This window comes from Streptomyces sp. G7(2002), from assembly GCF_028870195.1.
Taxonomy (GTDB): domain Bacteria; phylum Actinomycetota; class Actinomycetes; order Streptomycetales; family Streptomycetaceae; genus Streptomyces; species Streptomyces nigrescens.
This window is the reverse complement of sequence record NZ_CP102609.1, coordinates 4,772,344-4,797,459: the sequence shown is the minus strand read 5'-3', so window position 1 is coordinate 4,797,459 and position 25,116 is coordinate 4,772,344. Positions and strand designations below refer to the sequence as shown.

The 25,116-nt window shown below is 69.4% G+C and carries 22 protein-coding genes and 1 pseudogene; 13 read left to right on the top strand and 10 right to left on the bottom strand.

Annotated elements, in window-relative coordinates; genetic code table 11:
- Positions 1 to 55 precede the first annotated feature (55 nt).
- The 8 genes from NUT86_RS20140 to NUT86_RS20105 all read right to left on the bottom strand — a co-directional run bounded on the left by NUT86_RS20140 (position 56) and on the right by NUT86_RS20105 (position 9,014).
- Positions 56 to 496, bottom strand: a complete 441-nt coding sequence (locus NUT86_RS20140; RefSeq protein WP_274736814.1) for an SMI1/KNR4 family protein — start codon at positions 494 to 496, stop codon at positions 56 to 58.
- A gap of 48 nt (positions 497 to 544) precedes the next feature.
- Positions 545 to 5,098 carry a DUF6531 domain-containing protein gene (locus NUT86_RS20135; protein WP_274736813.1) on the bottom strand — a complete coding sequence of 1,518 codons (4,554 nt, stop codon included), beginning with the start codon at positions 5,096 to 5,098 and terminating at the stop codon, positions 545 to 547.
- A 10-nt stretch (positions 5,099 to 5,108) separates the two neighbouring features.
- Positions 5,109 to 5,834 (bottom strand): hypothetical protein, encoded by a 726-nt coding sequence (locus NUT86_RS20130; protein WP_266438249.1) that lies wholly within the window; start codon positions 5,832 to 5,834, stop codon positions 5,109 to 5,111.
- Between the two features lie 31 nt (positions 5,835 to 5,865).
- Positions 5,866 to 6,180 carry a hypothetical protein gene (locus NUT86_RS20125; RefSeq protein ID WP_018092349.1) on the bottom strand — a complete coding sequence of 105 codons (315 nt, stop codon included), beginning with the start codon at positions 6,178 to 6,180 and terminating at the stop codon, positions 5,866 to 5,868.
- 75 nt (positions 6,181 to 6,255) lie between these two features.
- Entirely contained in the window at positions 6,256 to 6,555 is a 300-nt protein-coding gene (locus tag NUT86_RS20120; protein ID WP_018092348.1) for a WXG100 family type VII secretion target, read from the bottom strand.
- 375 nt (positions 6,556 to 6,930) lie between these two features.
- Complete coding sequence (locus NUT86_RS20115; protein ID WP_159487561.1) at positions 6,931 to 7,674, bottom strand: hypothetical protein; 744 nt, start codon at positions 7,672 to 7,674, stop codon at positions 6,931 to 6,933.
- Complete coding sequence (locus tag NUT86_RS20110) at positions 7,671 to 8,018, bottom strand: PadR family transcriptional regulator (RefSeq protein WP_159489264.1); 348 nt, start codon at positions 8,016 to 8,018, stop codon at positions 7,671 to 7,673. Before NUT86_RS20110 ends, NUT86_RS20115 begins: the two co-directional genes overlap by 4 nt.
- A 429-nt stretch (positions 8,019 to 8,447) precedes the next feature.
- Positions 8,448 to 9,014, bottom strand: coding sequence for a MarR family winged helix-turn-helix transcriptional regulator (locus tag NUT86_RS20105; protein WP_274736810.1), 567 nt, complete (start codon positions 9,012 to 9,014; stop codon positions 8,448 to 8,450).
- A gap of 299 nt (positions 9,015 to 9,313) precedes the next feature.
- On the opposite strand from NUT86_RS20105, the gene NUT86_RS20100 reads away from it, so the two are divergent.
- From NUT86_RS20100 to NUT86_RS20075, 5 genes are all read left to right on the top strand, one after another.
- The gene (locus tag NUT86_RS20100; RefSeq protein ID WP_274736808.1) at positions 9,314 to 10,393 is read left to right on the top strand and encodes an alkene reductase; all 1,080 of its coding nucleotides are present in this window, start codon (positions 9,314 to 9,316) and stop codon (positions 10,391 to 10,393) included.
- A 266-nt stretch (positions 10,394 to 10,659) separates the two neighbouring features.
- Complete coding sequence (locus NUT86_RS40665; RefSeq protein ID WP_446750772.1) at positions 10,660 to 12,501, top strand: alpha/beta hydrolase fold domain-containing protein; 1,842 nt, start codon at positions 10,660 to 10,662, stop codon at positions 12,499 to 12,501.
- Between the two features lie 407 nt (positions 12,502 to 12,908).
- On the top strand, positions 12,909 to 13,226 hold the full coding sequence (locus NUT86_RS20085; protein WP_093648184.1) for a type VII secretion target: 318 nt from the start codon (positions 12,909 to 12,911) through the stop codon (positions 13,224 to 13,226).
- Positions 13,226 to 14,113 (top strand): hypothetical protein, encoded by an 888-nt coding sequence (locus NUT86_RS20080; RefSeq protein ID WP_274736805.1) that lies wholly within the window; start codon positions 13,226 to 13,228, stop codon positions 14,111 to 14,113. Before NUT86_RS20085 ends, NUT86_RS20080 begins: the two co-directional genes overlap by 1 nt.
- 7 nt (positions 14,114 to 14,120) lie before the next feature.
- Complete coding sequence (locus tag NUT86_RS20075) at positions 14,121 to 14,579, top strand: hypothetical protein (RefSeq protein WP_159487569.1); 459 nt, start codon at positions 14,121 to 14,123, stop codon at positions 14,577 to 14,579.
- 161 nt (positions 14,580 to 14,740) lie between these two features.
- Here NUT86_RS20075 and NUT86_RS20070 read toward each other — a convergent pair whose 3' ends face one another.
- Entirely contained in the window at positions 14,741 to 15,691 is a 951-nt protein-coding gene (locus tag NUT86_RS20070; protein WP_274736802.1) for an alpha/beta fold hydrolase, read from the bottom strand.
- Between the two features lie 129 nt (positions 15,692 to 15,820).
- Between NUT86_RS20070 and NUT86_RS20065 the strand changes: the two genes are divergently transcribed.
- Both NUT86_RS20065 and NUT86_RS20060 read left to right on the top strand, forming a co-directional pair.
- Positions 15,821 to 16,432: a TetR/AcrR family transcriptional regulator gene (locus NUT86_RS20065; RefSeq protein WP_026170106.1), complete on the top strand. Its 612-nt coding sequence runs from the start codon at positions 15,821 to 15,823 to the stop codon at positions 16,430 to 16,432.
- A 293-nt stretch (positions 16,433 to 16,725) separates the two neighbouring features.
- Positions 16,726 to 17,055: a hypothetical protein gene (locus tag NUT86_RS20060; RefSeq protein WP_274736800.1), complete on the top strand. Its 330-nt coding sequence runs from the start codon at positions 16,726 to 16,728 to the stop codon at positions 17,053 to 17,055.
- 667 nt (positions 17,056 to 17,722) lie between these two features.
- Here the strand turns inward: NUT86_RS20060 and NUT86_RS20055 are convergent.
- Positions 17,723 to 18,159 (bottom strand): annotated as a pseudogene (locus NUT86_RS20055) (NUDIX domain-containing protein); the annotation flags it as partial.
- Positions 18,160 to 18,638: 479 nt separating this feature from the next.
- Here NUT86_RS20055 and NUT86_RS20050 point away from each other — a divergent pair.
- The 6 genes from NUT86_RS20050 (at position 18,639) to trhA (ending at position 25,029) form a co-directional block, all read left to right on the top strand.
- Positions 18,639 to 20,012 carry a serine hydrolase domain-containing protein gene (locus NUT86_RS20050; protein ID WP_274736798.1) on the top strand — a complete coding sequence of 458 codons (1,374 nt, stop codon included), beginning with the start codon at positions 18,639 to 18,641 and terminating at the stop codon, positions 20,010 to 20,012.
- 1,094 nt (positions 20,013 to 21,106) lie between these two features.
- Positions 21,107 to 21,310, top strand: a complete 204-nt coding sequence (locus NUT86_RS20045; protein WP_006604711.1) for a cold-shock protein — start codon at positions 21,107 to 21,109, stop codon at positions 21,308 to 21,310.
- A 340-nt stretch (positions 21,311 to 21,650) separates the two neighbouring features.
- Positions 21,651 to 23,165, top strand: coding sequence for a DEAD/DEAH box helicase (locus tag NUT86_RS20040; RefSeq protein ID WP_109890854.1), 1,515 nt, complete (start codon positions 21,651 to 21,653; stop codon positions 23,163 to 23,165).
- Between the two features lie 61 nt (positions 23,166 to 23,226).
- Positions 23,227 to 23,616 carry a CBS domain-containing protein gene (locus tag NUT86_RS20035; RefSeq protein ID WP_109890852.1) on the top strand — a complete coding sequence of 130 codons (390 nt, stop codon included), beginning with the start codon at positions 23,227 to 23,229 and terminating at the stop codon, positions 23,614 to 23,616.
- A gap of 60 nt (positions 23,617 to 23,676) precedes the next feature.
- Positions 23,677 to 23,985, top strand: a complete 309-nt coding sequence (locus NUT86_RS20030; RefSeq protein WP_006604709.1) for an SCO5918 family protein — start codon at positions 23,677 to 23,679, stop codon at positions 23,983 to 23,985.
- Between the two features lie 258 nt (positions 23,986 to 24,243).
- Complete coding sequence (trhA, locus tag NUT86_RS20025) at positions 24,244 to 25,029, top strand: PAQR family membrane homeostasis protein TrhA (protein ID WP_371874859.1); 786 nt, start codon at positions 24,244 to 24,246, stop codon at positions 25,027 to 25,029.
- The last annotated feature ends 87 nt before the right edge of the window (positions 25,030 to 25,116 follow it).

The following is a 25,116-nucleotide window of genomic DNA, read 5'->3' as shown; positions in this document are numbered from 1 at the left end:
TCAGGTCGTCCCGAAGAGCTGCCCCAGAAGGCCGCGCCCGGAACAGCGGATGAGGTCAGCGAGGGCGGAACCAGTCCGGGTTGTCGGCCTGGGCGGTTCGCTCAAGGTACTGATCGAGGCCGCCGGCGACCCAGATGCGGCTGTCGTCCTCGTGGTCCCAGACGTAGATCTCCGAGCCGGTCCCCGTCCGCGCGAAGGCGAACTGGTCGCCGCCTCCGTTGTCGCCGAAGAAGAGCAGCGAGTCGAACGGCATGTAGAGCTCGCCGATCGAAGCGTCCGTGCGCAGGAAGGCGTTGTCCTCTCTGATCCTCTTCAGGTCCCAGACGACGCCGGCGCCGAGGCCGTCGTGTACGCCGTCGCTCTCCAGCAGCAGCGCCTTGAGGTCGTCGGGGAACGGATGTCCCAGGGCCTCCTCAGCGGCCGCGATGCCGTCCTGCCGAGCGGGATCGGCGAGGTGCCAGTTGACGCCGAGGCGGCTGATGAGTTCTCTCCACACGTGCATCACCTTGCGGGGCGGTCGCCGGGGTCCGGAATCGGGTAAACACTAGCGAACGGGCGGATCGAACTGTTTCCCGAACTTGTTGTCGATGTCCGTTGCCTTGTCGAGGAGCTCTTGCCGGGTCGGCGGGTTCGCCGAGGGGTGGAGCTTGTAGAAGTCATTCCATTCCTTGCGTATGTCGCTCAGGTGGACCTTGCTGTTGATCTGGTTGGGGATTCCGCGCAGGTTCTCCACGGAGTTGATCTCATCTGCCCTGAAGACGTTCGGGTACCTCTTGAGAACCTGCTGTTCAACGGCGTGATGGATCACCATGGGCTTCCCCTGCTGGGCGGGGTTGGCGTTGAAGAAGGTGTCCCGGTACTTGTCCGAGCCGTTCTGGCCCACGGTCGCGGGCTTGTGCCGGGGGCGCAGGTTGTAGCCGCCGCCTCCGTTGCCCGGCGGAGGGCAGGGGCCGCCGGCCAGACCCCAGGGGTCCGTGCCCGTCCGTGGGTTTTCGACATAGGCGACGGGGTTGGGCGCGGCTGCCAGCCCCAGCGGGTCCGGTGACGCGTACCGCCCGGTCTCCGGATCGTAGTGACGGAAGTAGTTGTAGTGGAGGCCGGTTTCGGGGTCTTCGTATTGGCCGGGGAAGCGGAGGGGGGTGACGGCTGTGGCGTCGCGGTTGCGGGCGGTGGTGCCCCAGAGGGTGGTGCGGGAGTGCCAGGCGATGTGGCCGGATTCGTCGACGAGTTCGGTGGGGGTGCCGACGAGGTCGGTGACGATGGCGAAGAAGCGGGAGTCGACCTCGGGCCCGGTGAGGCCGGACGCGGAGCCGCCCCCGGCGGGACCCGCGGCGGAGTCTTTGTCGGCCCTGGGGCCGGGTTTGCGTTCGAGTTGGGTGAGGGGGCGGTGGCCCTCGTGGTCCCAGGTGAGGGTGACGCCGGTGGTGGTGTCGGTCTGTTCGGCGAGGCGGGTGCCGTCCCAGGTGAAATGGACGGCCTCGGCCACCGAACCATCCGCGTTCATACGGTACTTGGCCGTGCGGCGGCCCAGCGGGTCGTAGGTGTAGCGCCACAGGACGCCGTTGGGGGTGGTGCAGGACAGGAGGTGGTCCTCGGCGTCCCACTCGTAGCGCCATGTGTCGGGCTTCCCCGACAGGCGCCGCTTCTGACGCAGCACCATGCGGCCCGCGGCGTCGTGTTCGTAACGCACCGCGCCCGCTGCGTCGATGCGGGTGCCGGTGTAGGAGCGCTCGCCGCGGGCCTCGGCGCGGCCGGCCTTCTCCGGCCAGCTCGCGGAGGTCTGGTTGCCCGCCTGGTCGTAGGCGTAGGACTCGCTCCATCCATCAGCCGTCACCGTCAACGGGCGGCCGACGGGGTCGAGTTCCATCCGCTGGACCGTGCCGGACACCGCGTCGGTGACGGCCGTGAGGTGATCGTCGGCCCGGTAGGTGTAGCCGCGGTCGCGGAGGGTGCGGCCGGGGGCGACGAGACCGTGGGAGACGAGGCGTCCCGCCTTGTCCCAGGCCGTCGTCGCCCGCACGGGCGAGGCGTCCGTGCCCCAGACGCGTGCCAGTTCGCGGCCGAGGACGTCGTGGGTGAAGTTCAGCCGGTGTCCCCCGGTGGTGAGGGACTCGCGATTGCCGGCTTCGTCGTAGCCGAGTTCGGTGACGGCGCCCGTGGGTGTCACACGGGAAGTGCGGCGGCCGAGGAGGTCATGGGTGAAGCGGGTGGTGCGGCCGTCCACCGTCTCGGCGAGGAGGCGGCCCATGAGGTCCCGCTCGAACTCCACCGTCGAGTGGGGGGAAGCCGCCCGGACGAGTTCCCCGCCCGGGTCGTAGGTGTACGACGTGAGCACCCCTGCGACATTCTTGGCCAGCCGCTCACCGACGGAGTTGTACTGGAAGGTGATCTCCTCGCCCAGGGGCGTGGTGTGGGAGACCACACGGCCCACGGCGTCGTGAGCGTAGGCGATTTCGCGGTCGTCGAAGTCGGACTCGCCGGTCAGCCGGCCGGCCCGGTCATAGGTGTAGTCCCAGCTCAGGCCCTGCGAGTTGAGCACCTTCGTGAGGCGCAGCTCCGGGTTGTAGGCGAAGGAGTAGCGGACGCCGTCAGGGCCGGTGCGGGCGGCGAGCTTGCCGAAGTGCGTGTACTCGAAGGTGCTGACGCCGCCCGCCGGGTCGGTGCGCTCCAGGCAGTTGCCCTCACCGTCCCAGGACAGGTACTCGCTCCGGCCGTCGGGCGTGGTGCGCGCCGATATGAGGCCCTCGACGGTCCACGTGGCACGGGTGACGGCGCCCAGCGGATCGGTCATCACCGTGGGCCGGCCGAACGCGTCACGTTCGATGGTCGCCCTGTGCCCGGCCGGGCCGACGAGTGCCAGGGGGAGGCCCGCGCCGTCGGCCTCGTATGTGGCCACCGCGCCGGACGGGTCCGTCTCCGAGGCGATCGCGCCGGTGCGGTGATGGGTGAAACGGCTTGTGGTGCCGTCCGGGGCGATGACCGCGGTCAGGTTGCCCCGCTCGTCGAACTCCTGCTGCCACGTCGTCCCGTCGGGGCCCGTCGACAAGGTGGGAAGGTTCAGCTCGTTGTACGACGCTGTCGACGTGCTGTCGTCCGGGAGGCGGATGACGGTCGGGTTGTGGGCCCGGTCGTACTCGAACCGGGTCGTGTTGCCGAGGGCGTCGGTGCGGGCGAGGAGGTTGTCGTAGCGGTCCCACTCGGAGGTGGTCGTGTGCCCCAGCGGGTCGGTCTCGCCGATGACCTGGTGCAGGTCGTTGAGCTGGTGGACGGTCGTGGCGCCGCAGGCGTCGGTGTAGTGCGTCTGCCGCTGGTCGGGGTCGTAGCTCCAGCGTGAGGAGAGGTAGCCGTCGGGGCCGATGGTCTCCGTGACGCGGTTGTCGTCGTCGTAGACGTAGCGGTACGTGGAGCCGTTCCGGTCCGTCCAGGAGGTGATGCGGGACCGGGCGTCGTAGCCGAACACCAGCGACTTGCCCGACGAGTTCGCCACGTGCGTGAGGTTCCCGTCCGCGTCATGGCTGTAGGACGTGACCTCGACCGGGCCCTCGGGCGTGCTCACCGCCAGACGCAGCAGACGCCCGGCGAGGCAGTGCACGTCGACCCGGTAGCCGCCGGAGTGGACCAGCCTCGTCGGGGTGCCGTCCTCCAGACGGGAGACGCCGACCTCGTTGCCGTTGCGGTCCTGCCACCGGGCGAGCCAGTGCAGGCCGCTCTCGTCGTGACCGGGAGGGGCAGCGAAGGAGCGGACGAGGCCCGTGTGCGGATCGGTGATGCGGTAGGTGACCTCCCCCGCGGCGCCGGTTGCCTCATGGGTCAGCGGGAGGCGGGGGCCTTCCTCGGGCCACACCCGCTCATCCGCCCCGGCGGCGGGAAGGCCCGGGTAGGTCAGGATCGAGCCGTCCTCGCGGGCCCACAACACCCGTCCCCGGTCGTCGACTTCGAGGCGTTCGTCCAGGGTGGAGGCCCAGGACGGGCCGAAGAACTGCCCGTACCGGTACGTCGACAGATGCGTACGCGTGATCACCAACGGCAGGACGCCGGGCAGCGACAAGTCGGTCTGCGGCAGCATCATCTCGCCGCTGGCCACATCGACCGGGTCGGTCTTGCAGGTACGGCTGTTCGCCGACCGGCTGTTGACGCGGACGCCGCCCTGCGGATTCTTCATCGAGCCGGGCTTGACCCCCTTCAGAGCCGAGCCGATCCCCCCGACGCCCTTGAGGAGCGCGGCCCCGCCCCCGACCAGGCCCACGACGCCGAGCACGATGTCGAGTGGATTCCACTCCCCCGACTCCGCGCTGATGGCGAGGTTGATCCCGAGCGACGCCGCGCCGGCCACCACGCTGCCGATCGTCAGCGCGAGCCCGATGCCCTGCAGACCGGGCACCAGCAGGGCCAGGACACCCAGCACCGCGCTGATGATGCCGAAGGCCGTACTCAGCGCCTTCTTGATCTTGTCCCACAGGCTGTAGCCCGCGACCGACTCGTCCCTCGCGTCGTCCAGCTTCTGCGCCGCCGTGGAGGCGTCCTCCTCGCGCACCTGCCGCGCGTCCTCGGCGAGCAGCCGGGCCGCGTCCAGATCCGCCTGCGCGTCATCGGCGTGTGTCTGCGCCGTGGACTGCTTGCTGTGGGCCTCGTCCAGCGCGCGCCGGGTGCTCGCCCGCGCCTCGTGGTCATCCGGAGGGTGCGTGACCCCGTCCAGCCGTCCGATGTCGGCACCGGCCGCACGCACCACCTCGGTGGCCGACTCCAGCCGCTCCTTGGCCTCCCGCCCCTGCTCCAGCGCGTTGTCGGCATTCCGCTGCTGATCACGCAGCGAGTGCACATAGGTGTCCAGGGCGCCGGCCGCCTGGTCGTAGGAACTGTGCAGCTTGCGCACCTGCTCGGCCAGGTCGCCCAGCTTGTCCCGGAGCTTCTCCATGGTCTTGCCCTCGCCCACCTGCTGGTTCTCCAGCCCGGAGACGAGGGGAAGGGCGTCACCCGCGTTGTCGGCCACGGAGCGATAGCTGCGCGCGAGCTGTCCGAGCACCTCCGCATCACCCGGAGTCGGGTCGTCCGAGAACCCGAAGACCGATTCCCACTCGGACACTGCCGGACGCGCCATGGCCGCGACCTCACTTTCCCTTGTCTGCTTCGCCCATGGGGCCTCCACCGGCCGCTTCCGCCGCCGGATCCGCTGCGCCGGACGTGCCGGCCGGGTCCTCGAAGCGGAACGACTCCGCGATCGCGTCGAAGACCTCGTAGAACTGGTCCGCGAGATCCACGTTGGGGGTGGAGCTGGCGAGCACCAGATAGTCCCGGCTGTTCGGCACCGGGATCAGGGTGTGCCGCATCGCGGTGGGGACGGGCTTCCCCTGGTGGTCCACGTCCTCGATCCTGCTGATCCGCCCGGCCGCTCCGACGTGCGGCAGTTCCACCAACTCCACCTCGCCGGGGGGCAGTCCGGTGCCTTCCGCCGCGGTGCCGAGCTGCATACCGGCCGCGACGACGAGGTCCGCCAGATCCTCCGCCTGACCCTCGGGAACGGAGATCCGCAGCACGGCCGTCGTGGCGCTGAGCACCAGGGGCCCGCTGCCCGCGGGAAGAATCCTGAGCATCCCCGACGCCCGCAGCGCGCCCTGCGCGTGCGCCTCGCGGGCGATGCGCCGGGTACTGCGGATCAGCGCGTCCACCTGCTCGCGGGAGAGCTGCGGGGCCTTCTTCACCTGGGACTCGATACGGCGGCGGATCGACGCGTCCCGGGTGCTCGGGTCGAGGTCGAGGTGCCACCAGGAGTCGGGGAACCTCAGCGTGTAGCCCGCGGGCGCGCCCCCGGACCGCTCGGTGACCGGCTGCGTCATGACGCATGTCCCTTCTGCACGACGCTCCTTGTCACGCGTTCTTCTTCGATTCGTCCAGCGACTTGGCGCTGTCCTCGTCCGTCTTCGTGAAGTTCTCGGAGATCTTGTCCGTGTTCTCCGCGAACACCTTCACGTTGTCGTGGACCCGCTCGTGACCCGCCACCCACGCCTTGTCGAAGTCGTCGAGCGCCTCCGCGAGGCGGGAGTCGCCGACGACGCTCTTGAACGAGCCGGCCTCACCCGTGGCGTGGTAGAGCGTCGCGCTGTTGCCGATCAGTTCCCCGATGCGCTGGAGCTCATTGGCCGTGTCCTTCAGGTCCTGCACGGGAACGCTGATGCGACCCATCGGTGCCTCCTCTCCTGCTCCGGCCGTCCGGCCCCGCCCTCACCAGGAGGACGGGGCCGGTCAGTTCGGGACAGCTCAGCCGATGGAGCCGGACGTCTGGTCGTCGGTGTCGACGAACGCGTCGGCGACCTGCTTGATGAACTCGCTGACGCCCTGCAGGCCCTCGATCGCCTTCTCGGTCCCGTTCTTGTACTCCTCCCAGTACGGACGGAACTTGGTCTCCGAGCCCGGCGTGGCGTAGGCCGCCTCGACCATCTCGTCCATCTTGGTGTTGGCCTCGTGGAGGCTCTGCTGCATCAGTTCCTTCTGGTTCTGCAGCCAGGTCGCCGCCTCCCGCATCTCGTCCGGGCTGATCTGGATGTTGCCGCCGGCCATGCCGATTCCTTCCCTCGCTGCGTATCGCCGCGGCCGGTGGGCCGCACACACGGGGCTGTACGGGGCATCTTCCGGGGCGGTTCACGGCTGTTGCGGAACGGTGACGAAAGCGGGGCGGAGCGGTGCATCCGTCGCGCTCGTCATCAGCAGGCGACGCGCTGACCAGCAAGGTGCCCCCTCGCGGCCGAACGTCGCTGGCGCCCACGGCAATCCTGAACCGGTCCGGCCCGGCCAAAGAACAAGGCCCAGGTCATTGACCTGGGCCTCAACTAGGGGGCGGGTGACGGGAATCGAAACCGGGCTCTGAGCTTGAGCGGGAGGGGCGCTTCCCGCCTTTCAGACAGGGTCGAAACCGCCCTGTCGAAGAGACACGACTCAGGCAACCGGCAGCCTGTACTTCAACCGCGAAGCGTTCAGGGGCGAGCAGCTGCGGTCCCGGACCCAGGCGGCGCCGGCTGCGACGGCGCCGATCATCGCGACCGGCGCGATCAAGACGGTGACGATGACCTGGAAGTACGGGAACGCGTAAGCCCCGAGGACGTTGACCGCGGTGCCCAGCAGGGCCGCTGCCGCGAGAATGAGGGGAAGGTCCCTGGTCAGGGCCCGCGTGGTCTCTTCGCGTGCGGGGTCGTGTTGGCGCTGGAGCTTCGCGGCCACGGCGCGCCGGACGAAGAAGAAGGCGGCGACCAGGCATACGGCCCAGCCCACCCACATCAAAGGAGTGCCGGGATTGGGGTAGTGGTGCACCTCCCACACCGGCGGTCCCTTCAGCTGCGTGGTCATCGATTCACTGTCGCGGTCGAGGAGGCCACCGGACATTCCTGCCAACCAGAGGATGACGGCGACAACGGCAGGTATGGCGGCGCCCCTGGCCGCCGCGGTGGCGGTCTCCTTCAGGCGCAGGCCGGTAGGCAGCAGACCGCGTTCGACCGCCCAGGAGGTGGCCAGCGCGTCGATGTCACCGCCGATGTAGTCGGTGACCGACCGGCCGTCGAAGGCGGCGGCGGTCAGGTCCGCTGCCAGCTCTTCGGCCATCTCGTCGGTCGCGTCCTGTTCGACTCCGAGGCGGCGCCACGTCTCCATGGCCTGGTGTATCGCGTCCTCGACCGTCAGCGTCATGATTCCTCCCGTGTGGTCTGGCTGATGATGGAGCCGATGCTTGTGGCGAATTCGTTCCAGTCGCGGCTCCACGACCGGAGCATCTGCACGCCCGCTTCGCTGGGCCTGTAGTAGGTACGGGCGGGACCGCCGTCCCCACTGCGGCGTTCGATCTCGACCAGATCTCGTTTACGCAGACGCGCCAGCGCCGGGTAGATCGAGCCGTCCGCGACGTCGAGCCCGGCCTCGGCCAGCCGGACGGTCATCTCGTACCCGTAGACCGGGGCTTCCGCCATCAAGGCCAACAGGCACATATCCAGCACCCCTCGTAGCCACTGGGCGCGTGGGGTGGATCTCTCCTCCATGCCCAGTACCTTACGCAGCATGAGTCATGCATTGCAAGGTAGTGCGGTGCATGGTAGTCGGATCTCTGTGGGGGCCGTACGGGTACCTCGGATGCCCGGCAGCGCAGGTGAACCTTGGGGGTCACCGGTGCTTACTTGCCCCGCTCCAACCTGCACCGGACGACGGGAGCTTCGCAGAATCGGCCGAGGGTCTGAGGATCGGACAGCGGGCCTGTTGGTCAGGGCTCGCCGAGGGTTTCGGTGCAATCCCGGCCACCCTGTCGGCGCTGCCGGCCAGGAGGCCGGGCAAGGGGCAGTTGCCCACAAGCCCGCCCGGTGACGTGAGCGGTCCACCGGAGTCGTGCCACCGATCGAACCGGCGGGGCGGGCGACGGGCTACGTGCTCATCACTTGGGTGACTTCCGCCCTCGGCCGGTCGTCAGTCGGTCGTCAGTCGGTCGTCGTGTCAGCGTCCGCGGTCGGTGCCGGGGTGACGTCCGGGGAACGTGTGGCCGCGCGGGCGAGGCTGTCCTCGATGCGTTGCAGGGTGTGCAGTGCTTCGGCTTGCTGGTCAGGGGTGAGGTCGTCGGTGGAGGCGCCTTCGAGTTCGGCCCAGATGCGTTCGACCTCGCGGCGCAGCGCCTGGCTGGCGGCGGTCGGTTCGATGATGGTGGCGCGTTTGTCGTCGGGGGAGGGGCGGCGGCGGACGAAGCCGGCGTTCTCCAGGCGCTTGATGCTGCGGGTCATGGTGGCCGCGTCGGAGTCGAGCAGGCGCACGAGGTCGGTCTGCCGCTGGGGGCCGAGTTCCCACAGGTGCATCATGACCAGCTCCTGGCCGAGGTGGAGGCCGAGGGGGCGCAGGAGCTGTCCGGCGATCATGCGGTGCAGGCGGGCCACGCGGAAGATCGCGTGGCTGACCGGCCCCGCTTGGGCGACAGCGGGCACCGGTACCGAGGAGGTGGCCGGCGTCTCCTGGTGCGGCCGGCTTGGCGTGTCCCGATTAGTTGTCCGGCTCATCAAGTGCGTCCTTTCCCGGCTGTACTTTGCCGGACAGTAATCCGGCTCACAGCTCGCCGGATGCAGCCAGGATAGCGACCCTTCGTTCCCCGTGGCGCCCTTGTGTTCAGCGGGTAGTTGCCGCACGTCAACGAGGGGTTTCCGGGTGGGCGGGCCGGCGGGTGACGCAGTTCACGCAAGGGGCTGGGATGGCTTTCGGGGGTTTTACTTGTTCGGACAGGTAATGGTTTGCTGAGCACCGCACACCGAGGGAGCGCCGCCAGCCCGGGCGGCCTCCCGCCCCTACCGAAGGAGTGATCATGACGACCGCGTTCGACCCGATCGAGCTGGGCGGCAAGCGTCTGGCCAACCGCATGGCGATGGCGCCGATGACCCGCAGCCGCGCCTACGGGCCGGGGGCCAGTGCGACGGAGCTGATGGCGGCCTACTACGCCCAGCGGGCGAGCGCCGGCCTGGTCATCACCGAGGGCGTCCAGCCGTCGGTGGTCGGCCAGGGCTACCCCGACACCCCGGGCCTGCACTCCGCCGAGCAGGTCGCCGCCTGGCGGCAGGTGACCGGCGCGGTCCACCGCGAGGGCGGGGTGATCTTCGCGCAGCTGATGCACACCGGCCGTATCGGCCACCCCAGTCTGCTGCCCGACGGCCTGATCCCGGTGGGCCCCTCCGCCGTCGCCGCGAAGGGCCAGGTCTACACCCACCAGGGCCCTCAGGACTTCGTCACGCCGAAGGAACTGGAGCACGACGAGATCGTGCGGACGATCGCCGACTTCGCCGACGCGGCGCGCAACGCCATCGCCGCCGGATTCGACGGGGTGGAGCTCCACGGGGCGAACGGCTACCTGATCCACCAGTTCCTCGCCCCCAACGCCAATCAGCGCACCGACGACTGGGGAGGCGACGTCGCGGGCCGGGTGCGCTTCGCCGTCGAGGTCACCGCGGCCGTCGCGGAGGCCATCGGGGCGCACCGGACCGGCATCCGTATCTCCCCCGGAACCCCCTTCAACGACATCGCCGAGACGGACCCGGCGGACCTGGAGGAGACCTACACCGCCCTGGTGGCCGGTCTCGCCCCGCTGGACCTGGCCTATCTGCACGTCCTCGAAGGACCCGACCAGAGCCTGACCGGACGCCTGCGCAAGGACTGGCCCGGCACGTTCGTCCTCAACCCGTTCACGCACCCCGAGCCCACCGGCCACGACTCCCTCGGCCTGATCGAGAACGGCGCCGCGGACATGCTCGCCTTCGGCGCGCTGTTCCTGGCCAACCCCGACCTGCCCCGCCGCCTCGCGTCCGGCGGCCCCTACAACGAGCCGGACCGCGCCACCTTCTACGGCGGCGACGAGCGCGGCTACACCGACTACCCGGCCCTGCCCGCCTGACCCGGGCTCACCGCCACCGGCCGGGGCCCGGCGAACCCGGCCGGTCCTGGGCACGGCGAACCTGGCCGGTCCTGGGCACGGCGAACCTGGCCGGTCCCGGGCACGGCGAACCCGGCCGGCCTGGGGCCACGGCGAACCGGACCGCGCCGGGCACGCCCGCCCCGAGCCCGACCCACCCGCCAAAACCCTCCCGTTACCCGTCACCGTCACCCCTCACCCCTCATCCGTCACCCCTCACCCGTCCACCCCTCCCCCGGAGAGCCGCCATGTCCCCTCTCGCCCGCAGACTCCAGCACGCCGCCTACGGTGGCCCCGAAGTGCTCGAACTGGCCGAGGTGCCGCTGCCCGAACCCGGTCCCGGCCAGGTCCGCGTCCGTATCCATGCCGCCGGCGCCAACCCCCTGGACTCCAAGAAGCGCCGCGGGCTGTTCGCCCCTGGCCAGGAGGCCCCCGCCGAACCCCAGACCCTGGGCCTGGAGATGGCCGGTGTCATCGACGCCCTCGGCCCCGGTGTCACGCAATGGAAGACCGGCCAGCCGGTGCTGGGACTCACCGCCCAGCCGGACGCCGTCGCCACCCACGCCCTGGCCGACGCCGACAACATCGTCGCCAAGCCCGACGTCCTCACCTTCGAGCAGGCCGCCGCCCTGCCGATCGCCACCGAGACCGCGTACCGCACCCTGCGCCGGCTCGGCGTGGTCGCCGGCCAGAGCCTGCTGGTCCACGCCGCGGCGGGTGGTGTCGGCCTCATGGCCGTCCAGCTCGCCCGCGTCCTGGGCGCCACCGTCATCGGCACCGCCGGCGAAGCCAACCACCCCTTCCTCCGCGACCTCGGCGCCACCCCCGTCACCTACGGCGACGGCCTGGCCGAACGGATACGCGCCGCCGCCCCGCAAGGCATCGACGCCGTCCTCGACGCCTCCGGACGCGGCGTCCTGCCCCTGTCCGTCGAACTGACCGGAAACCCGGACAAGGTCCTCACCATCGCCGACCTCGACGCCGCCCGGCACGGTGTGCGCTTCTCCCGCGAGATGCTGCCCGTACCGCAGGTCATGGACGACGTCCTGCCCATGATCGAGGACGGCCGTCTCCACATGCCCCTCGAAGCGGTCTTCCCGCTGGAGAAGGCGGCCGACGCCTACCACCGCCTGGACGAGGGCCATCTGCGAGGCAAGATCGTCCTCACCACCCGGACTCCCCTCGACCCGGCGGCGCGGGCCCTGCTCGACATGGCCACACAGCCCGGTGCGCCCCAGCCGCACGAACTCTCCGCGCCCGAGGCCCGTGCGGCGCTGGACGGAATGTGGGCCCAGCTCGGTGGCGAGCCGGCGGCGGTGGCCCGGACCGAGGACGCGGTGGCCAACGGCGTTCCCGTCAAGCTGTATTGGCCGGAGGGCGAGGGCCCGCACCCCGTGCTGATCTGGATCCACGGCGGCGGCTGGGTGCTGGGCAGCGCCGCCGCATCCGACGCGACGGCCCGGGACCTGAGCGGCCTCGCCGGATACCTGGTGGTCAGCGTCGACTACCGGCTCGCGCCGGAACACCCCTTCCCGGCCGCCGTCGAGGACGTCATGGCGGTCGCGAAGTGGGTGTCCGGCGAGATCGGGGCACTCGGCGGCGACACCACCAGGACGGCCGTCGGCGGTGACTCGGCGGGCGGCAACCTGAGCGCCGTACTCGCCAACGAACTGCCGGGCACCTTCACCCTGCAGGCCCTGGTGTACCCGGCAACCGACCTGACCCACCCGTTCCCCTCGTACGAGGAGAACGGCGAGGGCCTGATGCTGACCAAGGACGCGCTCGCGTGGTTCCAGGGCCACTACCTCGGCGAGGACGTGGACCCCAAGGACCCGCGCGTCTCACCTCTCCACGCGGACGCCGCCACCCTGGCCGCCGCGCCGCCGGCGCTGGTGATCACGGCTGGGTACGACCCGCTGCGGGACGAGGGCGAGGCGTACGCGCAGCGGCTGCGCGAAGCCGGCGTCGCGGTGGAGCAGGTGCGCTACGAGGGCCAGATCCACGGCTTCTTCAGCATGCCGGCAGCCATCCCCGAGGCCCGCGAAGCCATCGACCGCGTCGCCTCGGCACTGCGGCGGGCCAGGGCGTGACCCGGCGCGGGCGGGCCCGGCCGCCCCCCCGGGCCCGTCCGCGACCGACCCGCCCGATCGCCGCCGACCACGGACGCATCGACCACGTCGTCCCCTCCATCGACGGATGGTGGATGGGCAAGGCCCTGTGGCAGGTCAACCGCCCCTGAAACCGCGCTACAGACGCTACGCAGCAGGGAAGTGCGCGGCAGGGAAATGCGCAGCAGGAAAACGCGCGGAAAGGAGTGCGAGGCGTGGCCAGGCCTCATGCGGCGGAACCGGCGGAACCGGCGGAACCGTTGCACGCGGACCCTGCCGACGGTACCCCGTGACGAACTCGGTGGATCCGGTCCGGAAGAGAACCAGGAGCGGATGTAATGGCGTGTCAATCCCCGTCAGTCTGAGCTGTGTTGACGAGGAGTGGACGCATGCATGGATACGGCACGGACACCGAGGAGATGCGGCAGTTCGCCGACACGCTTGACGAGGCGGCCAAGACCTTGGAGAGGGCGGACAAGGGCCTGGACGCCTCGGAGGGCGCCGCACGCACGCATCGGCGGTGGGACAGCGGACGGGAATTGAAGGGCGTCACGTCCGCCTGGGAGGGGGAGTACGCCCGGCTGGCGCGGGAGTGCAGGAACCTCGCCGAAAAAATGCGCACGACGCGCATGTCCTACGCGGCTCAGGACCAGCAGACCGCCGACGAACTGACCGCGCTGCTGCACCGGCACCGGGAGGCGAACTGATGGCGACGTTCGATGATCCCCGCAAGGGGGAGAGCGGGGTCAAGGGCTCGGCCGTGCGGCGGGACAAGGTCACGGTTCCGCAGTTGCGTGCCGCGCAGCCGAGGGACTGGCAGCGCGCTTCCATCGAGTGGGACGACTTCGCCGTTGCGGCAACGGAGGCCCGTAACCACATCCGGGACGTCACCCGCCGTCTGCCCCATGTCTGGCATGGCCCCGCCGCAGCCGCGGCCATGCGCAGGCTGCGTGTGCTGCTGGACGAGATGACCATCGCTTACCGGGAGTCGAGGGCCGCGGCGCTCACGCTGGACGCGGCCCATGACGGGTTCAGGCTCGCGTCGACGTGGCTGGACGAGGCCGAATCCATGACGAAGACCGCCGACCTCACCCTGGAGGACGACGGCACCGTCACCGTCCCCGACCGTGACTACCCGCAGAACGACCCTGACGCCGCCGGCGCCGCACGGGCCGACCAGGACAACGCTGAGGCAGTACACACGCGCGCCGAGGCCGCTCTGACCTACGCCGCGGAAGTGGACTTCCACGTCGCGAACGAGTCGGAGCGCGTCAAGAAGGCGATTCAGACCGGCTGGCAGGGCTTCAACGCCACGTCTGACCCCGACTGGTGCCACGCGGTGGGCGCATGCCACTACAACACCGTCGCCCAGGTGGAAGTGGTGCCCGGACCGGACGGCGAACCACAGACGAAGATCAAATACCAGGTGCACGTCGCCGACCGCTACAACTGGGACGGTTCGGAGGGCAAGAGCACCGAGGTGCCGCAGCTGGGAGTGGTCACGGACAAGGACATGGGAAAGCTGCACGCGGCCGGACTGGCCAAGGAATTCGATATGGGCGGTCAGAGCAGTGTCCGTACATGGGAAGGCTGAGCGTTCCGTGCCGAAGCGTCGCCGATGGCTCCCCCCGGTGCTCGTGTGCTGCGCGATGGCCGCCGTCGCCGTGGGTTTCTGGGCGATCATGGCCCTGGGCGCGCGGCAGCCCCCGCGGCCGGAGGCAGCGGCAGAACAGATCGCCGGCCTGCAGCCCGACCAGCACCCTTCCGAGTCGCGCTTCTACGTGCCACGGACGGCGCGTGTCACCAACGGCACCGCACGGCTGACCTACAAGGTGTACGGCACGGGTGATTCCTCGGTCCGGGACTTCTGGCGCACCTACGACCTGAAGGGCTCCCCACCCAGGACGTCCCAGACCTCGTACACCGACCACGTGGCCGGTCACCTGCGCAAGATCAGCGTCACCTACGAGAACCTGCCCCCGGACGCCCCCCGCCTCCAACGGGAACATCCTGTGGACAACCACCCGGCCACGATCACGGTAACGGCCGGGCCTGCGTAGCGCCCGCGCACCATCTCCCGTTCTGCCACCGTGTGGCCGGCGCCCGCCGGCCACACCAGAAGCCTCCTGGCGCCGGTTTCCTTCAAGGAGCCACGGGTTTTGCCGCCGCCACGCCGGCGCCAGTGCCCCCGGCCACAGGTCCTACGCGTCAGCCGCAGGCCCTACGCGTCGACCACGCCGTCGACCTCGGCCGGGTCGAGGGAGTCGACGTCCTCCATGAAGCTCAGCATCCGGGCGTTGACCACGTCGGGATGGTCGATCTGCGGGCCGTGGCCCGTAGCGGCGATGATCTCGGCGCGGGCCCCGGGGATCAGGCGCGGCACCCTCTCCAGCTGCCGCTGCGGGTGTACCAGCAGGCTGCGCTTGCCCATGATGACGTAGAGCGGGGTCCGTATGGAGCGCAGCGCGTCCTCGGTCAGCGGCAGCGGCGCGGGGCGGCGGATCCGGAAGGCGCGGGCGCCCGCCTGGATCCACGTCCGCAGCTCGGGAACGGCGATCACCGGTTGCTCCAGCCAGGAGGCGAGGCGCGGACGCAGCGCCTTGGGGGCGAAGCTGGCGAAGAGACTGACGAAGACCCAGGCGAAGAAGCGCAGGCCCACCTTCTCCAGGCCGCCGGGGTCGAGCGCGGTGACCGACGCGAGCCGTCCGGGCCGGCGGTGGGCCATGTTGAGCACCAGCCAGCCGCCGTACGAGGAGCCGACCAGGTGGACCCGGTCGAGGCCGAGGGCGTCGAGCGCCTCGTCGAGCCACTGCACGGCGCGCTCCGGCTGCCACATGGGCTCGCGATGGACGCTGCGCCCGGCGTCGCCGGGGGTGTCGAGCGCGTAGACGGGCCGTTCGGCGCTGAGCGCGGGGGTGTTGGGGTACCACATCGCCGAGCAGTAGCCCGCGCCGTGGATCAGGACCACCGGCGTACGGGACTCGGCTGCCGGATCCGTGGGGCCGTACCGGTAGACGTGCGTGGTGCCGAAGCTGGTCTCGACGTCCGTCTCGGAGCGGGCGGGCGCACCCATCGCGTAGACGGCGTCGCAGGCGGCGAAGTAGCGGTCGCGCAGCTCGTCGTTCACGTAGCGGCCGACATCGCGGCGCACACGGGTCGTGTTCTCGGGCACGGGGGCACCTCCGGGGAGATCCGTTCTTCGTAATACGACCGTACCATGAAGCTGGTACAGCGGTACCATAAAGAGGTCCGGGCCGAGCCGGACCGCGAAGCCGACACCGACGGGCGGAGACACCGGCACATGCCAAAGCACGTGGATCACGAGGAACGGCGCGCCCAGATCGCCGAGGCGCTCATCCAGGTCGCGGGGCGTCGAGGACTGCACGCCGTCGGCATGCGCGACGTGGCCGCAGAGGCCGGCGTGTCACTCCGGCTCGTGCAGTACTACTTCGAGACCAAGGCGAAACTGCTCTTCTACGGGCTCCAGCACCTGACCGACCGCTTCACCGCACGGGTGGGCGCCCGCCTCCGCGCCGCCGGCCCGGACCCGGGCCCGCGCGCGACCATCGAGGCGCTGCTGCTGGCCTCCCTCCCGACCGACGAGGAGGGCCGCACCTTCCACCTCCTCTACAGCTCCTACTCGATCCTGTCCGTGACCGACGACGCGCTGGCCGCCCAGCCCTTCATCGACAACCCCGACGCCGCCGAGAACGCTCTGACCGGCCAGCTCGAACAGGCCCAGGCGTCAGGTCTGACCGGTCCCGGCATCGACGCGCGCACGGAGGCGATCAGCCTGCTCGCCATGACGGCGGCCATGGGCACCAGCATCCTCGTAGGCCAGCGGAGTCCGGAGTCGGCCATCGCGGTACTCCATCACCACCTCGACCGGATTTTCGCGACCCCCGAGACGTAGGAAGCTGGGGAGGGCCCAATCCAACGTGCGGTGGCGGCACTTGAGGCACGCGGAGGGCGCGCTGCTCTGAGGGATTCAGGCAACGAAGAAGGCCGGGTCTCTGACCCGGGCCTCAACATGGAGCGGGTGAGGGGAATCGAGGCCGCGCTCGCCACCACGATCAGTAACCCATGGTGCACATCCCATCACTCCAATGGGGCGCATCGGATGGCGGTTCCGTCCGCCCCGTTCCTAGCCTGGGCTGGTGCGTTCGATTCGTAGAGAACGCGCGAACCACTCAGAGAGGTCACAGCATGTCCCGCACCAAGCTCCTCGCCCTGGCCGCTGCACCCGCGTTGGCCGTCAGCCTGGCGTCCCCCGCACTGGCCGATGACGAACCCGCCCACCCCCGCGTCGTCACCGCAGAGAGCCCGGTCCGGTCCATCGGGGCCAACCAGACCGAGATCGTCACTGTCACCTGCCCCAGGGGCACCTTTGCCGTCAGCGGGGGCTGGATCGTGTCCTCCGCCAGCATCGACGTGACGGGCAACCGCGCGGTGGGCGACAGGCGGTGGACGATTCGATTCGAGAACGAGGCGAACCAAGCCGGCAGGGTGCAGGCTTTCGCCCGTTGCGCGGCCTGACGGCGAGCACTCGCCAGGACAGGCGGGAAGACCGAGCATCGTGACCGCCTGAACGTCGCGACCGCTCTCCCTCCAGGCGAATGAGGGGGAAGTGGTACGGATCCGGTGCGGGACGCCTGAACTGCCCCGGACAACAAACAAGGCCCAGGTCGCTGACCTGGGCCTCAACTATGGAGCGGGTGACGGGAATCGAATCGGCGCTTCTGAGCTTGGGAATCACCGTGTGTTCCGCGCCGACTGTGGGATTGAGCTGCGCGAACAGTGGTCGGGGTAGTGGTGCCGGCCTATGTGCGGTGACCCGCAATTGACCGTGGTTTACCCCCAGTTCTGGGTTACTTCCTCTTGTGCTTGACGTCGTCGACCAGTGTCTCTCCCGGCTCGCGCCCTGGAGGGAGCAGCTTGCCCCTAACCGCACAGTGACCTCACCTTGCTGCCGGACCGCTTCCACAGCCAGTTCATCGGCACATCTCGCCTGCGGCGAGCCGCCGCTGACCGTGGTTGATCGCGCCATGTGGCCCGCTGCCTGCTGCCACTGATGTCAGCGACGAATCCGATCAGCTTTCGATTTGATCCCTATCTATCGCCAACTTGCCTGCTGGACGCAGCGCGTCGAAGAGGCGGCAGGCGCCCGCGCGCGGGCCGTGATGAAGTAGAGAGAGTTCTGCCGCGCCGGCGTAAGAGGCCTGCCGTTATGGCTTCGTAGGTTAGGGCCTGCCCCATCCAGGGGATCCCGGAGTCGGATCGAGAAGACCTTGGGCATGGACTCTGCCACCTCGGGCGTGAGCCAGGTGACCGCCGTCCACTCGCTCGAGGTGCGTTCTTCGCCGCCGACCAGCTGGCAGCGAAAGGCCAGGGCCACGATTCCTCGTGCCGTGTTCTTGTGGACCCCGGTGAGCTCGTCGACCTCGACGTGAATGCCCGTCTATTCCCAGACCCCGCGTCGTACGTCGGCCTCCGGGGCCTTTCGAGTTCGAGCACCCCGCCCGGAAGCTCCCAAGCTCCGCTGCCAGCCTGCCGGATCGTCAGAAACTTGCCGTCCTCGCGGACCACCACTCCGGCCACGGACTCCTCGGAGAAAGCCGAACGGTGGACCTGTTGGTCAATTCCGCCCTGCCGGATCTCACCCAGCAGGGCGGAGTGCCGCGAAGGGTGAGACGCGGGTGCCGCTTCCCGCCGGACCTGGAGGCAGCCAAGCTGCAATACCTCGCTGCTCTTCCAGGAGACCGCTGTGATGAACCGGTCTGACTGCGCGGGGTGCGTGACGCCGCAGGCTGGCACCAGGGCGCGGCGGCAGCGGGCAGAGCACGGCTTGACACCACGCGCACTCCGGACACGCACGATTCGCGAACACGCTGTTCGGCAGCCACAGTTCCGGCGTCACGGATCGGCAGTCGCATGTTCGGCAATCGCATTTCAGGCATGCACACTTCGGCCTCGTAGAAGCCTGACAAATGTCATCGGTGTTGATGAGACGGGTCGTTCTGCAGGAGGACGGCGGGGACGGTGGTCGGTCGAGAGAATCGAGGCGACCAAGATCGCTTATGTGATCGACCGCAGTACAGGAAGTTGTCACGGGAGACTCCATGCCCCAGCCTCGCCCGGCCCGCCGTCGTACCCGGGTCGCCTCTACCGCCACGGCCGTTCTGCTCTCGCTGACGGCAGCGGCGGTGCCCGCACAGGCCGCAACCGCCCCCGCGCCCGGCGCCCACGCCGCCGCGGGAACGACGGCCCACCCGGGCCATCTCGACCACAAGGCACTGGACGAGAAGCTGGCGGCGGTGCACACAGCAGGTATGTACGGCAGCTACGCGGCCGTCCGGGAGGGCAGGGACGCATGGCGGGGCGCGGCCGGTGTCGCCGACATCGCCACCAAACGCCCGGTCGGGCCGCAGATGCGGCAGCGCGTGGGCAGCATCACCAAGGCGTTCACCTCCGTCGCCGTACTACAGCAGGTCGGCGCGGGCCGGATCGATCTGGACGACCCCATCGCCCGCTACCTCCCCGACCTCGTCCCCGGTGAACGCGGCCGGCAGATCACCGTCCGCATGCTGCTCAACCACACCAGCGGCATCGCCGATTACATACCCGGCGCCTTTCCCTCCCTCCTCAAGGGGAGCACCGAGAGCATCGACGCCAACCGTCATCGGCACTTCGACCCCGAGGAACTGGTCCGCTTCGGCCTGCAGGCGCCACCCACGGGCAAGCCCGGCGAGAAGTGGTCCTACGCCAACACCAATTACGTCATCGCGGGGATGCTGCTGCAGAAGGTCACCGGCGAGAATCCTGAGGAGTACATCACCCGCAACGTCATCCGTAAGGCCGGGCTGAAGCACACCTACTTCCCGGCCTCCGAACGGATATCCGGGCCGCACTCCAAGATGTACGAATCCTTCTTCGGGCTGATCACCCCGGCCCGCGACTACAGCACGTACGACCTGTCCTGGGCCGGCACCGCCGGGGCGCTGGTCGCGACAATGGAGGACGTGAACGACTTCTACCGGGCGCTGCTGACCGGCAAGTTGCTCGCCCCCGCCGAACTCCGCCAGATGCAGACCACCGTCGAGGCCAAGGACGAAAAGGGCGATGTGCTGATGCACTACGGCCTCGGCATCGCCGCGATCGACACCGTGTGCGGGCGCTTCTGGGGACACACCGGCTCGGTGTGGGGCGCCGAGACGGTGACGTACTCGACGTCCGACGGCAAGCGCCAGATGACGATCGGGTTCAACCGCGCCAAGTACCAGCAGGTCGATGCGACGGGGCACATCAAGCCGGGGCCGATCGACGCCGCGATTGGAGCCTTCCAGGCGAAGGCGATGTGCGACAACGATGTGCCCGCCGAGCCGGGCACCGAACCGGGACCGTCCGCGCCCCCGGCCACACCCGCACCGAAGACTCTCGCGGAGCAGCCCCTCCCGCTCACCCAGCCGCGGACTCTGGTATCGCCGGGCCGCTGACCCCGGTGACATCCCGCCGACTGCCGTACCTCATACGGGGGGTGGGGTACGGCAGGCGGCAGTCGGCAGTCGGCAGTCGGGAGTCGGCGGCCCGGGTGGGCGCCGCGGGGCGCGGTCAAACGTGCTCCGGTATGCGCAACCCCGGTACCGTGCGTTCACCGGGTGGCGTCTGTTCCTGACCGAGAAGCCCTACCAGTAGTGGTGCACGAGTGGTCCACCCCGCCTGAACCATCCAACCGAGCCGCCCGGGAAGCCGATTCAGCAGACATCGGCTGCTCCTGGGCGGCTTCGTGCTGCCCGCGGCCGACGCGCGCCTGACGCGGGACGAAAAGAGGCCCAGGTCGCTGACCTGGGCCCTTCGCTGTGGAGCGGGTGACGGGAATCGAACCCGCGCTCTGAGCTTGGGAATCAATGGGGCGCGTACGCATCATTGAGGGGCTGACCTGCGTAAACGCGGGCTGTGGGGCAGAGTGAAGAGGGTCCGTGGGGACCCGTATTGACCGTGACTTACCGCTCGTCGGGGCATGCGGAGGGCACGAGCATCGTCGGGAGACAACTGCTTGCCGTCAAGGTTCCCTTGCGGGCAGGCGGAAGAGAGGGGCACGTGGATACCCACGGCGGAATTGCTGGTGCAAGCGTGCAGGGTCGGCGTGCTCGCCACCCCGCTTTCGGTCGTGCCGCGCCGCGATCTGTCCCCGAAGGTTGTGCGGTGGGTTCGGTCAGGCATGGCGGTGCCCGGCCCGTGCCTGCGGAGCCTGGGCGGTGGTTGCGGAGGTTGACGCATTTTCGGTCGAATAGGGGCGAGCACTGATGCTGAATATCTCATGCCGCGACTACAGAAATGGCCACTGGTGCGGTAAGGGTTTTTTACCCTCTCAAAAGCGTCGAGGTCATGTGCTGCGCATGGCCGCCAGTACCGTGCTACCGTCGATCTCAGTTGCAGTTGTGGTTCCCAAAGACTTCAAGCGCGCTCGCTGTCGTGCATGGCGGAGCGCTTTCGTATTTCCGGTGTTTGTTTCCGGACGGGCAATCAACGCAGCGATACGGAGTCCGCACGGTGTGGGCTCCGGGCACTGCCCCGAAGGAGATATGACATGGCTACTGGCACCGTGAAGTGGTTCAACGCGGAAAAGGGTTTCGGTTTCATCGAGCAGGAGGGCGGCGGCGCCGACGTCTTCGCCCACTACTCGAACATCGCCGCCCAGGGCTTCCGTGAGCTCCAGGAAGGCCAGAAGGTGAACTTCGACGTCACGCAGGGTCAGAAGGGCCCGCAGGCCGAGAACATCGTTCCCGCCTGACGCGTACACCGTAGCTGGGGCCCGCACCTTGGGTGCGGGCCCCAGCTCGTTGCTTTTCGGCGTTTCCCGTGTGCCCCACAACGGCCGCACACGCGGCGTGCGGGCAGCCGGTTCGGCTTCCCGACCGCTATGACACGGCGGGCAATCCGCCCGAATTCATGATCAGGCAACTGTTTCGCCCTTCTTTGCGGCGTTGCCGGTCCCGCTTCGGCGTGCAGGGTCGACATATTTCCGCCCCGCTTCGTTTCATCTCAATTCATCGGTTCGTTCTTGCGATTCTTTGTGTGCGGCTCATTGCCGCCGGGAATTCCTCGACGTACCGCATCGAGGAAGGTTCTCCATGAACCGCACAGCTCGCACGAATGACCGCTACTCCCGCTCTGCCGGCTCGTCCGGCTCAGGCCGCGGCGGCTACCGTTCCGGTGGGCCGACCCGCTCGGGCACGGGCCGTTCCGGGGGCCCCGGACGGCGTCCGGCGACACTGCAGGGAGAGTTCGCCCTGCCCGTCACCCACACTCCCGCCCTGCCCCCGGCCGAGACTTTCGCCGAGCTGGACATGCCGCCGGCGCTGCTGGCGGCCCTCAGCGCGGAAGGCATGTCCGCCCCGTTCCCCATTCAGGCCGCCACGCTGCCGAATTCGCTGGCCGGGCGCGACGTTCTCGGCCGTGGACGCACTGGATCGGGTAAGACGCTGGCTTTCGGTCTGGCCCTGCTGGCCCGTAGCGCCGGACAGCGTGCCGAGCCGCGTCAGCCGCTGGCCCTGGTCCTGGTCCCCACCCGGGAGCTGGCCCAGCAGGTCACCGACGCACTCACCCCCTACGCCCGGTCACTGAAGCTGCGGATGGCCACAGTCGTCGGCGGGATGTCGATCGGCCGCCAGTCCAGCGCACTGCGCGGCGGCGTCGAAGTGGTCGTCGCCACGCCGGGACGGCTCAAGGACCTCATCGAGCGCGGCGACTGCCGCCTCAACCAGGTCGCCATCACCGTGCTGGACGAGGCCGACCAGATGGCCGACATGGGCTTCATGCCTCAGGTCACCGCCCTGCTCGACCAGGTCCGTCCCGAGGGGCAGCGGATGCTCTTCTCGGCCACCCTGGACCGCAACGTCGACCTCCTGGTCCGCCGCTACCTCACCGACCCGGTGGTCCACTCCGTCGATCCCTCGGCGGGCGCCGTGACCACGATGGAGCACCACGTGCTGCACGTCCACGGTGCCGACAAGCACGCCACCACCACCGAGATCGCGGCCCGCGAAGGCCGGTCGATCATGTTCCTGGACACCAAGCACGCGGTCGATAACCTCACCAAGCACCTGCTGAACAGCGGCGTGCGCGCCGCGGCCCTGCACGGCGGCAAGTCCCAGCCCCAGCGCACCCGCACCCTGGCCCAGTTCAAGACCGGCCATGTCACGGTCCTGGTGGCCACCAACGTCGCCGCCCGCGGCATCCACGTCGACAACCTCGACCTCGTCGTCAACGTCGACCCGCCGAGCGATCACAAGGACTACCTGCACCGCGGGGGACGCACCGCCCGCGCCGGCGAGTCCGGCAGCGTCGTCACCCTCGTCCTGCCCAACCAGCGCCGCACCATGAATCGCCTGATGGCGGACGCGGGCATCACTCCGCAGTCCACCCAGGTCCGCTCCGGCGAAGCCGAACTGAGCCGCATCACCGGCGCCCAGGCACCCTCCGGCATCCCGGTCACCATCGCCGCACCGGTCGTCGAACGCGCCAAGCGCAGCGGCTCCTCCACGCGCGGCCGCCGCAGCCGCCCCGCCCAGGCCCGCCGTGCCGCCGGATCAGCCCGAACCGCGACACCGACTGCGCGGCAGACCTCCTCGGCCCCAGCCGCCTAGGTCGGTCCCGGACGATCACGCTCAGCTCGTCGGATCACCCTCGTCACGGAGGCTTTCGTTGATGCTTCAGAGCTACCCCCAGGCGGATCGCTCCGGCAAGGCAGCCGGCGACGTCATGTTGTCGCCGGGACCACAGGTCAGCGACGACATGGTCGTCGACCTGGCCCTGTCCGTCCTCATCGGGGCCCGTGCCGACCATCTCCTCGTCCGTGACGAGGACGGGCGGTGTACGGGACTGATCACCCGTTCCCAGATGACAGCCCACCATCAAGGCTCCTGGTACACCGAGGAGACCCGGTTGCGGGACCTCATGTACGACCGTGGGCCCTTCACTTCGCCCGTGATGTCTGTACACGACGCGGAACGCGCCATGCGCCAACGCACACTGCGGGCCTCACCCGTGATCGGTGAGGACGGGCACGCCCTGGGCGTCGTCGTCCTCACCCGTTGATCCTTCTCCGCCCGGGCCGGCGATCCGTTTCCGGCTTCTCTTCGACCTTGTAGAGGCACTATGCGCGTCGTCATCGCCCGCTTCCCCTTCGACCTGCTCAAGACCGAGGTGCAGGATGCGATGAAGGGCATCAAACCCGAACCTGTCACGGGTGAGTCCGTGCTCATCGGTCGCCGCCATTTCCCTGTCAAGCAGGTCGGGGAGATCATCACCCGGCAGGACCGCCGTGACTTCTCCGCCGGTGAAGTGACCCGAGCCCTGAGCCGCCTCGGCTTCGTGTGCCGCCCGGCTGCCGCGCTCGTGCCACCGACCGGTCTCACACCACTGGAGACGGCGTCGGCCTTGCTCGGGCACCCGGCCCGAGCCTGACCGCGTCGCTGTGGGCAAAGAATCCGCCCACAGCGGCCAACTCAGTCCGGTGATGACTGCGCCCTGCACGACCACGCTGAGAGACAACTGATTGCTCTGCTCCGACTCCACCCTGCCGGCGATGTGGTGACAGTCCCTGCCCGGCAATGCAGGCCAGGCGGTCCGAGGCTGACCTCCCCAAGCGCTGTTGCGGGGAGACTCCTGGCGTGGCTACCTGGTTGTCATCCAGGCCCAACAGTCCGAAGGAGGACGGAAGCTGTGTCCCGCGACGCCGCCGAATCCGGCAGTGTGCCCCTCGCCCCGGAGAGGGGGGATCATGCTCCAGCCGGCCAACCCCGCGGAGCGCACCGTGACAGTGCCGGGGTAGGCCCTCACCCGATTGCCGCTCTGGTGGAGCGGGCGGCCGACCTGGCGGAGCCGATGAAGCCGAAGCTTCGTGGCTGGCTCCACGCCGCAACGGTCCCCGCCGCGCTGATCGCGGGCGTCGTCCTCATCCGCCTGGCCCGGACCCCACAGGCCGCCCTGGCCTGCACTGTGTACGCCGTCACGGCCTTGCTGCTGTTCGGGACGAGCGCCATCTACCACCGCGGTACCTGGGGGTCGCTCGGTGAGGCCGTTCTGCGTCGTCTCGACCACGCCAATATTTTCCTCATCATCGCCGGCACCTGCACCCCCCTGGCCGTGCTCCTCCTCCCTTCGGCTCAGCGGCCCGTCCTGCTGTGGATCGTGTGGACGGGGGCGCTGGTGGGCATTGCCTTCCGCGTCCTCTGGGTCGGAGCTCCCCGCTGGCTGTACACCCCCTGCTACCTGGCCCTGGGCTGGGCACCGGTGCGCTACCTGCCCGACTTCCTGCACACCGGCGGAGCGGCCGTACTCACCCTGATCGTGACCGGCGGTCTCCTCTACAGCGTGGGCGCGGTGGTCTACGCACTCCAGCGCCCCGATCCCTCACCTCGCTGGTTCGGCTTCCACGAGGTCTTCCACGCCCTGACTGTGGCAGGTTTCACCGCGCACTACATCGCCATCTCCCTCGCCGTCTGCTGACACAGCGGTGTGCTGGCTCGGGGGCCTCGTCAGTCCCATGTCCCGATGGCCCGCCCGGCCCCGCTGAGTCAGAGGGCGGAGCCTCGG

Bases quoted from the DNA above. Each gene is read 5' to 3' on its own strand.
- NUT86_RS20045 (WP_006604711.1), top strand. From the start codon at position 21,107: ATGGCTACTGGCACCGTGAAGTGGTTCAACGCGGAAAAGGGTTTCGGT.
- NUT86_RS20105 (WP_274736810.1), bottom strand. From the start codon at position 9,014: ATGAGCCGGACAACTAATCGGGACACGCCAAGCCGGCCGCACCAGGAG.
- NUT86_RS20030 (WP_006604709.1), top strand. From the start codon at position 23,677: ATGCGCGTCGTCATCGCCCGCTTCCCCTTCGACCTGCTCAAGACCGAG.
- NUT86_RS20125 (WP_018092349.1), bottom strand. From the start codon at position 6,180: ATGGGTCGCATCAGCGTTCCCGTGCAGGACCTGAAGGACACGGCCAAT.
- NUT86_RS20100 (WP_274736808.1), top strand. From the start codon at position 9,314: ATGACGACCGCGTTCGACCCGATCGAGCTGGGCGGCAAGCGTCTGGCC.
- NUT86_RS20080 (WP_274736805.1), top strand. From the start codon at position 13,226: ATGGCGACGTTCGATGATCCCCGCAAGGGGGAGAGCGGGGTCAAGGGC.
- NUT86_RS20115 (WP_159487561.1), bottom strand. From the start codon at position 7,674: ATGACGCTGACGGTCGAGGACGCGATACACCAGGCCATGGAGACGTGG.
- NUT86_RS20130 (WP_266438249.1), bottom strand. From the start codon at position 5,834: ATGACGCAGCCGGTCACCGAGCGGTCCGGGGGCGCGCCCGCGGGCTAC.
- NUT86_RS20065 (WP_026170106.1), top strand. From the start codon at position 15,821: ATGCCAAAGCACGTGGATCACGAGGAACGGCGCGCCCAGATCGCCGAG.
- NUT86_RS20040 (WP_109890854.1), top strand. From the start codon at position 21,651: ATGAACCGCACAGCTCGCACGAATGACCGCTACTCCCGCTCTGCCGGC.
- NUT86_RS20060 (WP_274736800.1), top strand. From the start codon at position 16,726: ATGTCCCGCACCAAGCTCCTCGCCCTGGCCGCTGCACCCGCGTTGGCC.
- NUT86_RS20035 (WP_109890852.1), top strand. From the start codon at position 23,227: ATGCTTCAGAGCTACCCCCAGGCGGATCGCTCCGGCAAGGCAGCCGGC.
- NUT86_RS20050 (WP_274736798.1), top strand. From the start codon at position 18,639: ATGCCCCAGCCTCGCCCGGCCCGCCGTCGTACCCGGGTCGCCTCTACC.
- NUT86_RS20085 (WP_093648184.1), top strand. From the start codon at position 12,909: ATGCATGGATACGGCACGGACACCGAGGAGATGCGGCAGTTCGCCGAC.
- NUT86_RS20120 (WP_018092348.1), bottom strand. From the start codon at position 6,555: ATGGCCGGCGGCAACATCCAGATCAGCCCGGACGAGATGCGGGAGGCG.
- NUT86_RS20110 (WP_159489264.1), bottom strand. From the start codon at position 8,018: ATGGAGGAGAGATCCACCCCACGCGCCCAGTGGCTACGAGGGGTGCTG.
- NUT86_RS40665 (WP_446750772.1), top strand. From the start codon at position 10,660: ATGTCCCCTCTCGCCCGCAGACTCCAGCACGCCGCCTACGGTGGCCCC.
- NUT86_RS20135 (WP_274736813.1), bottom strand. From the start codon at position 5,098: ATGGCGCGTCCGGCAGTGTCCGAGTGGGAATCGGTCTTCGGGTTCTCG.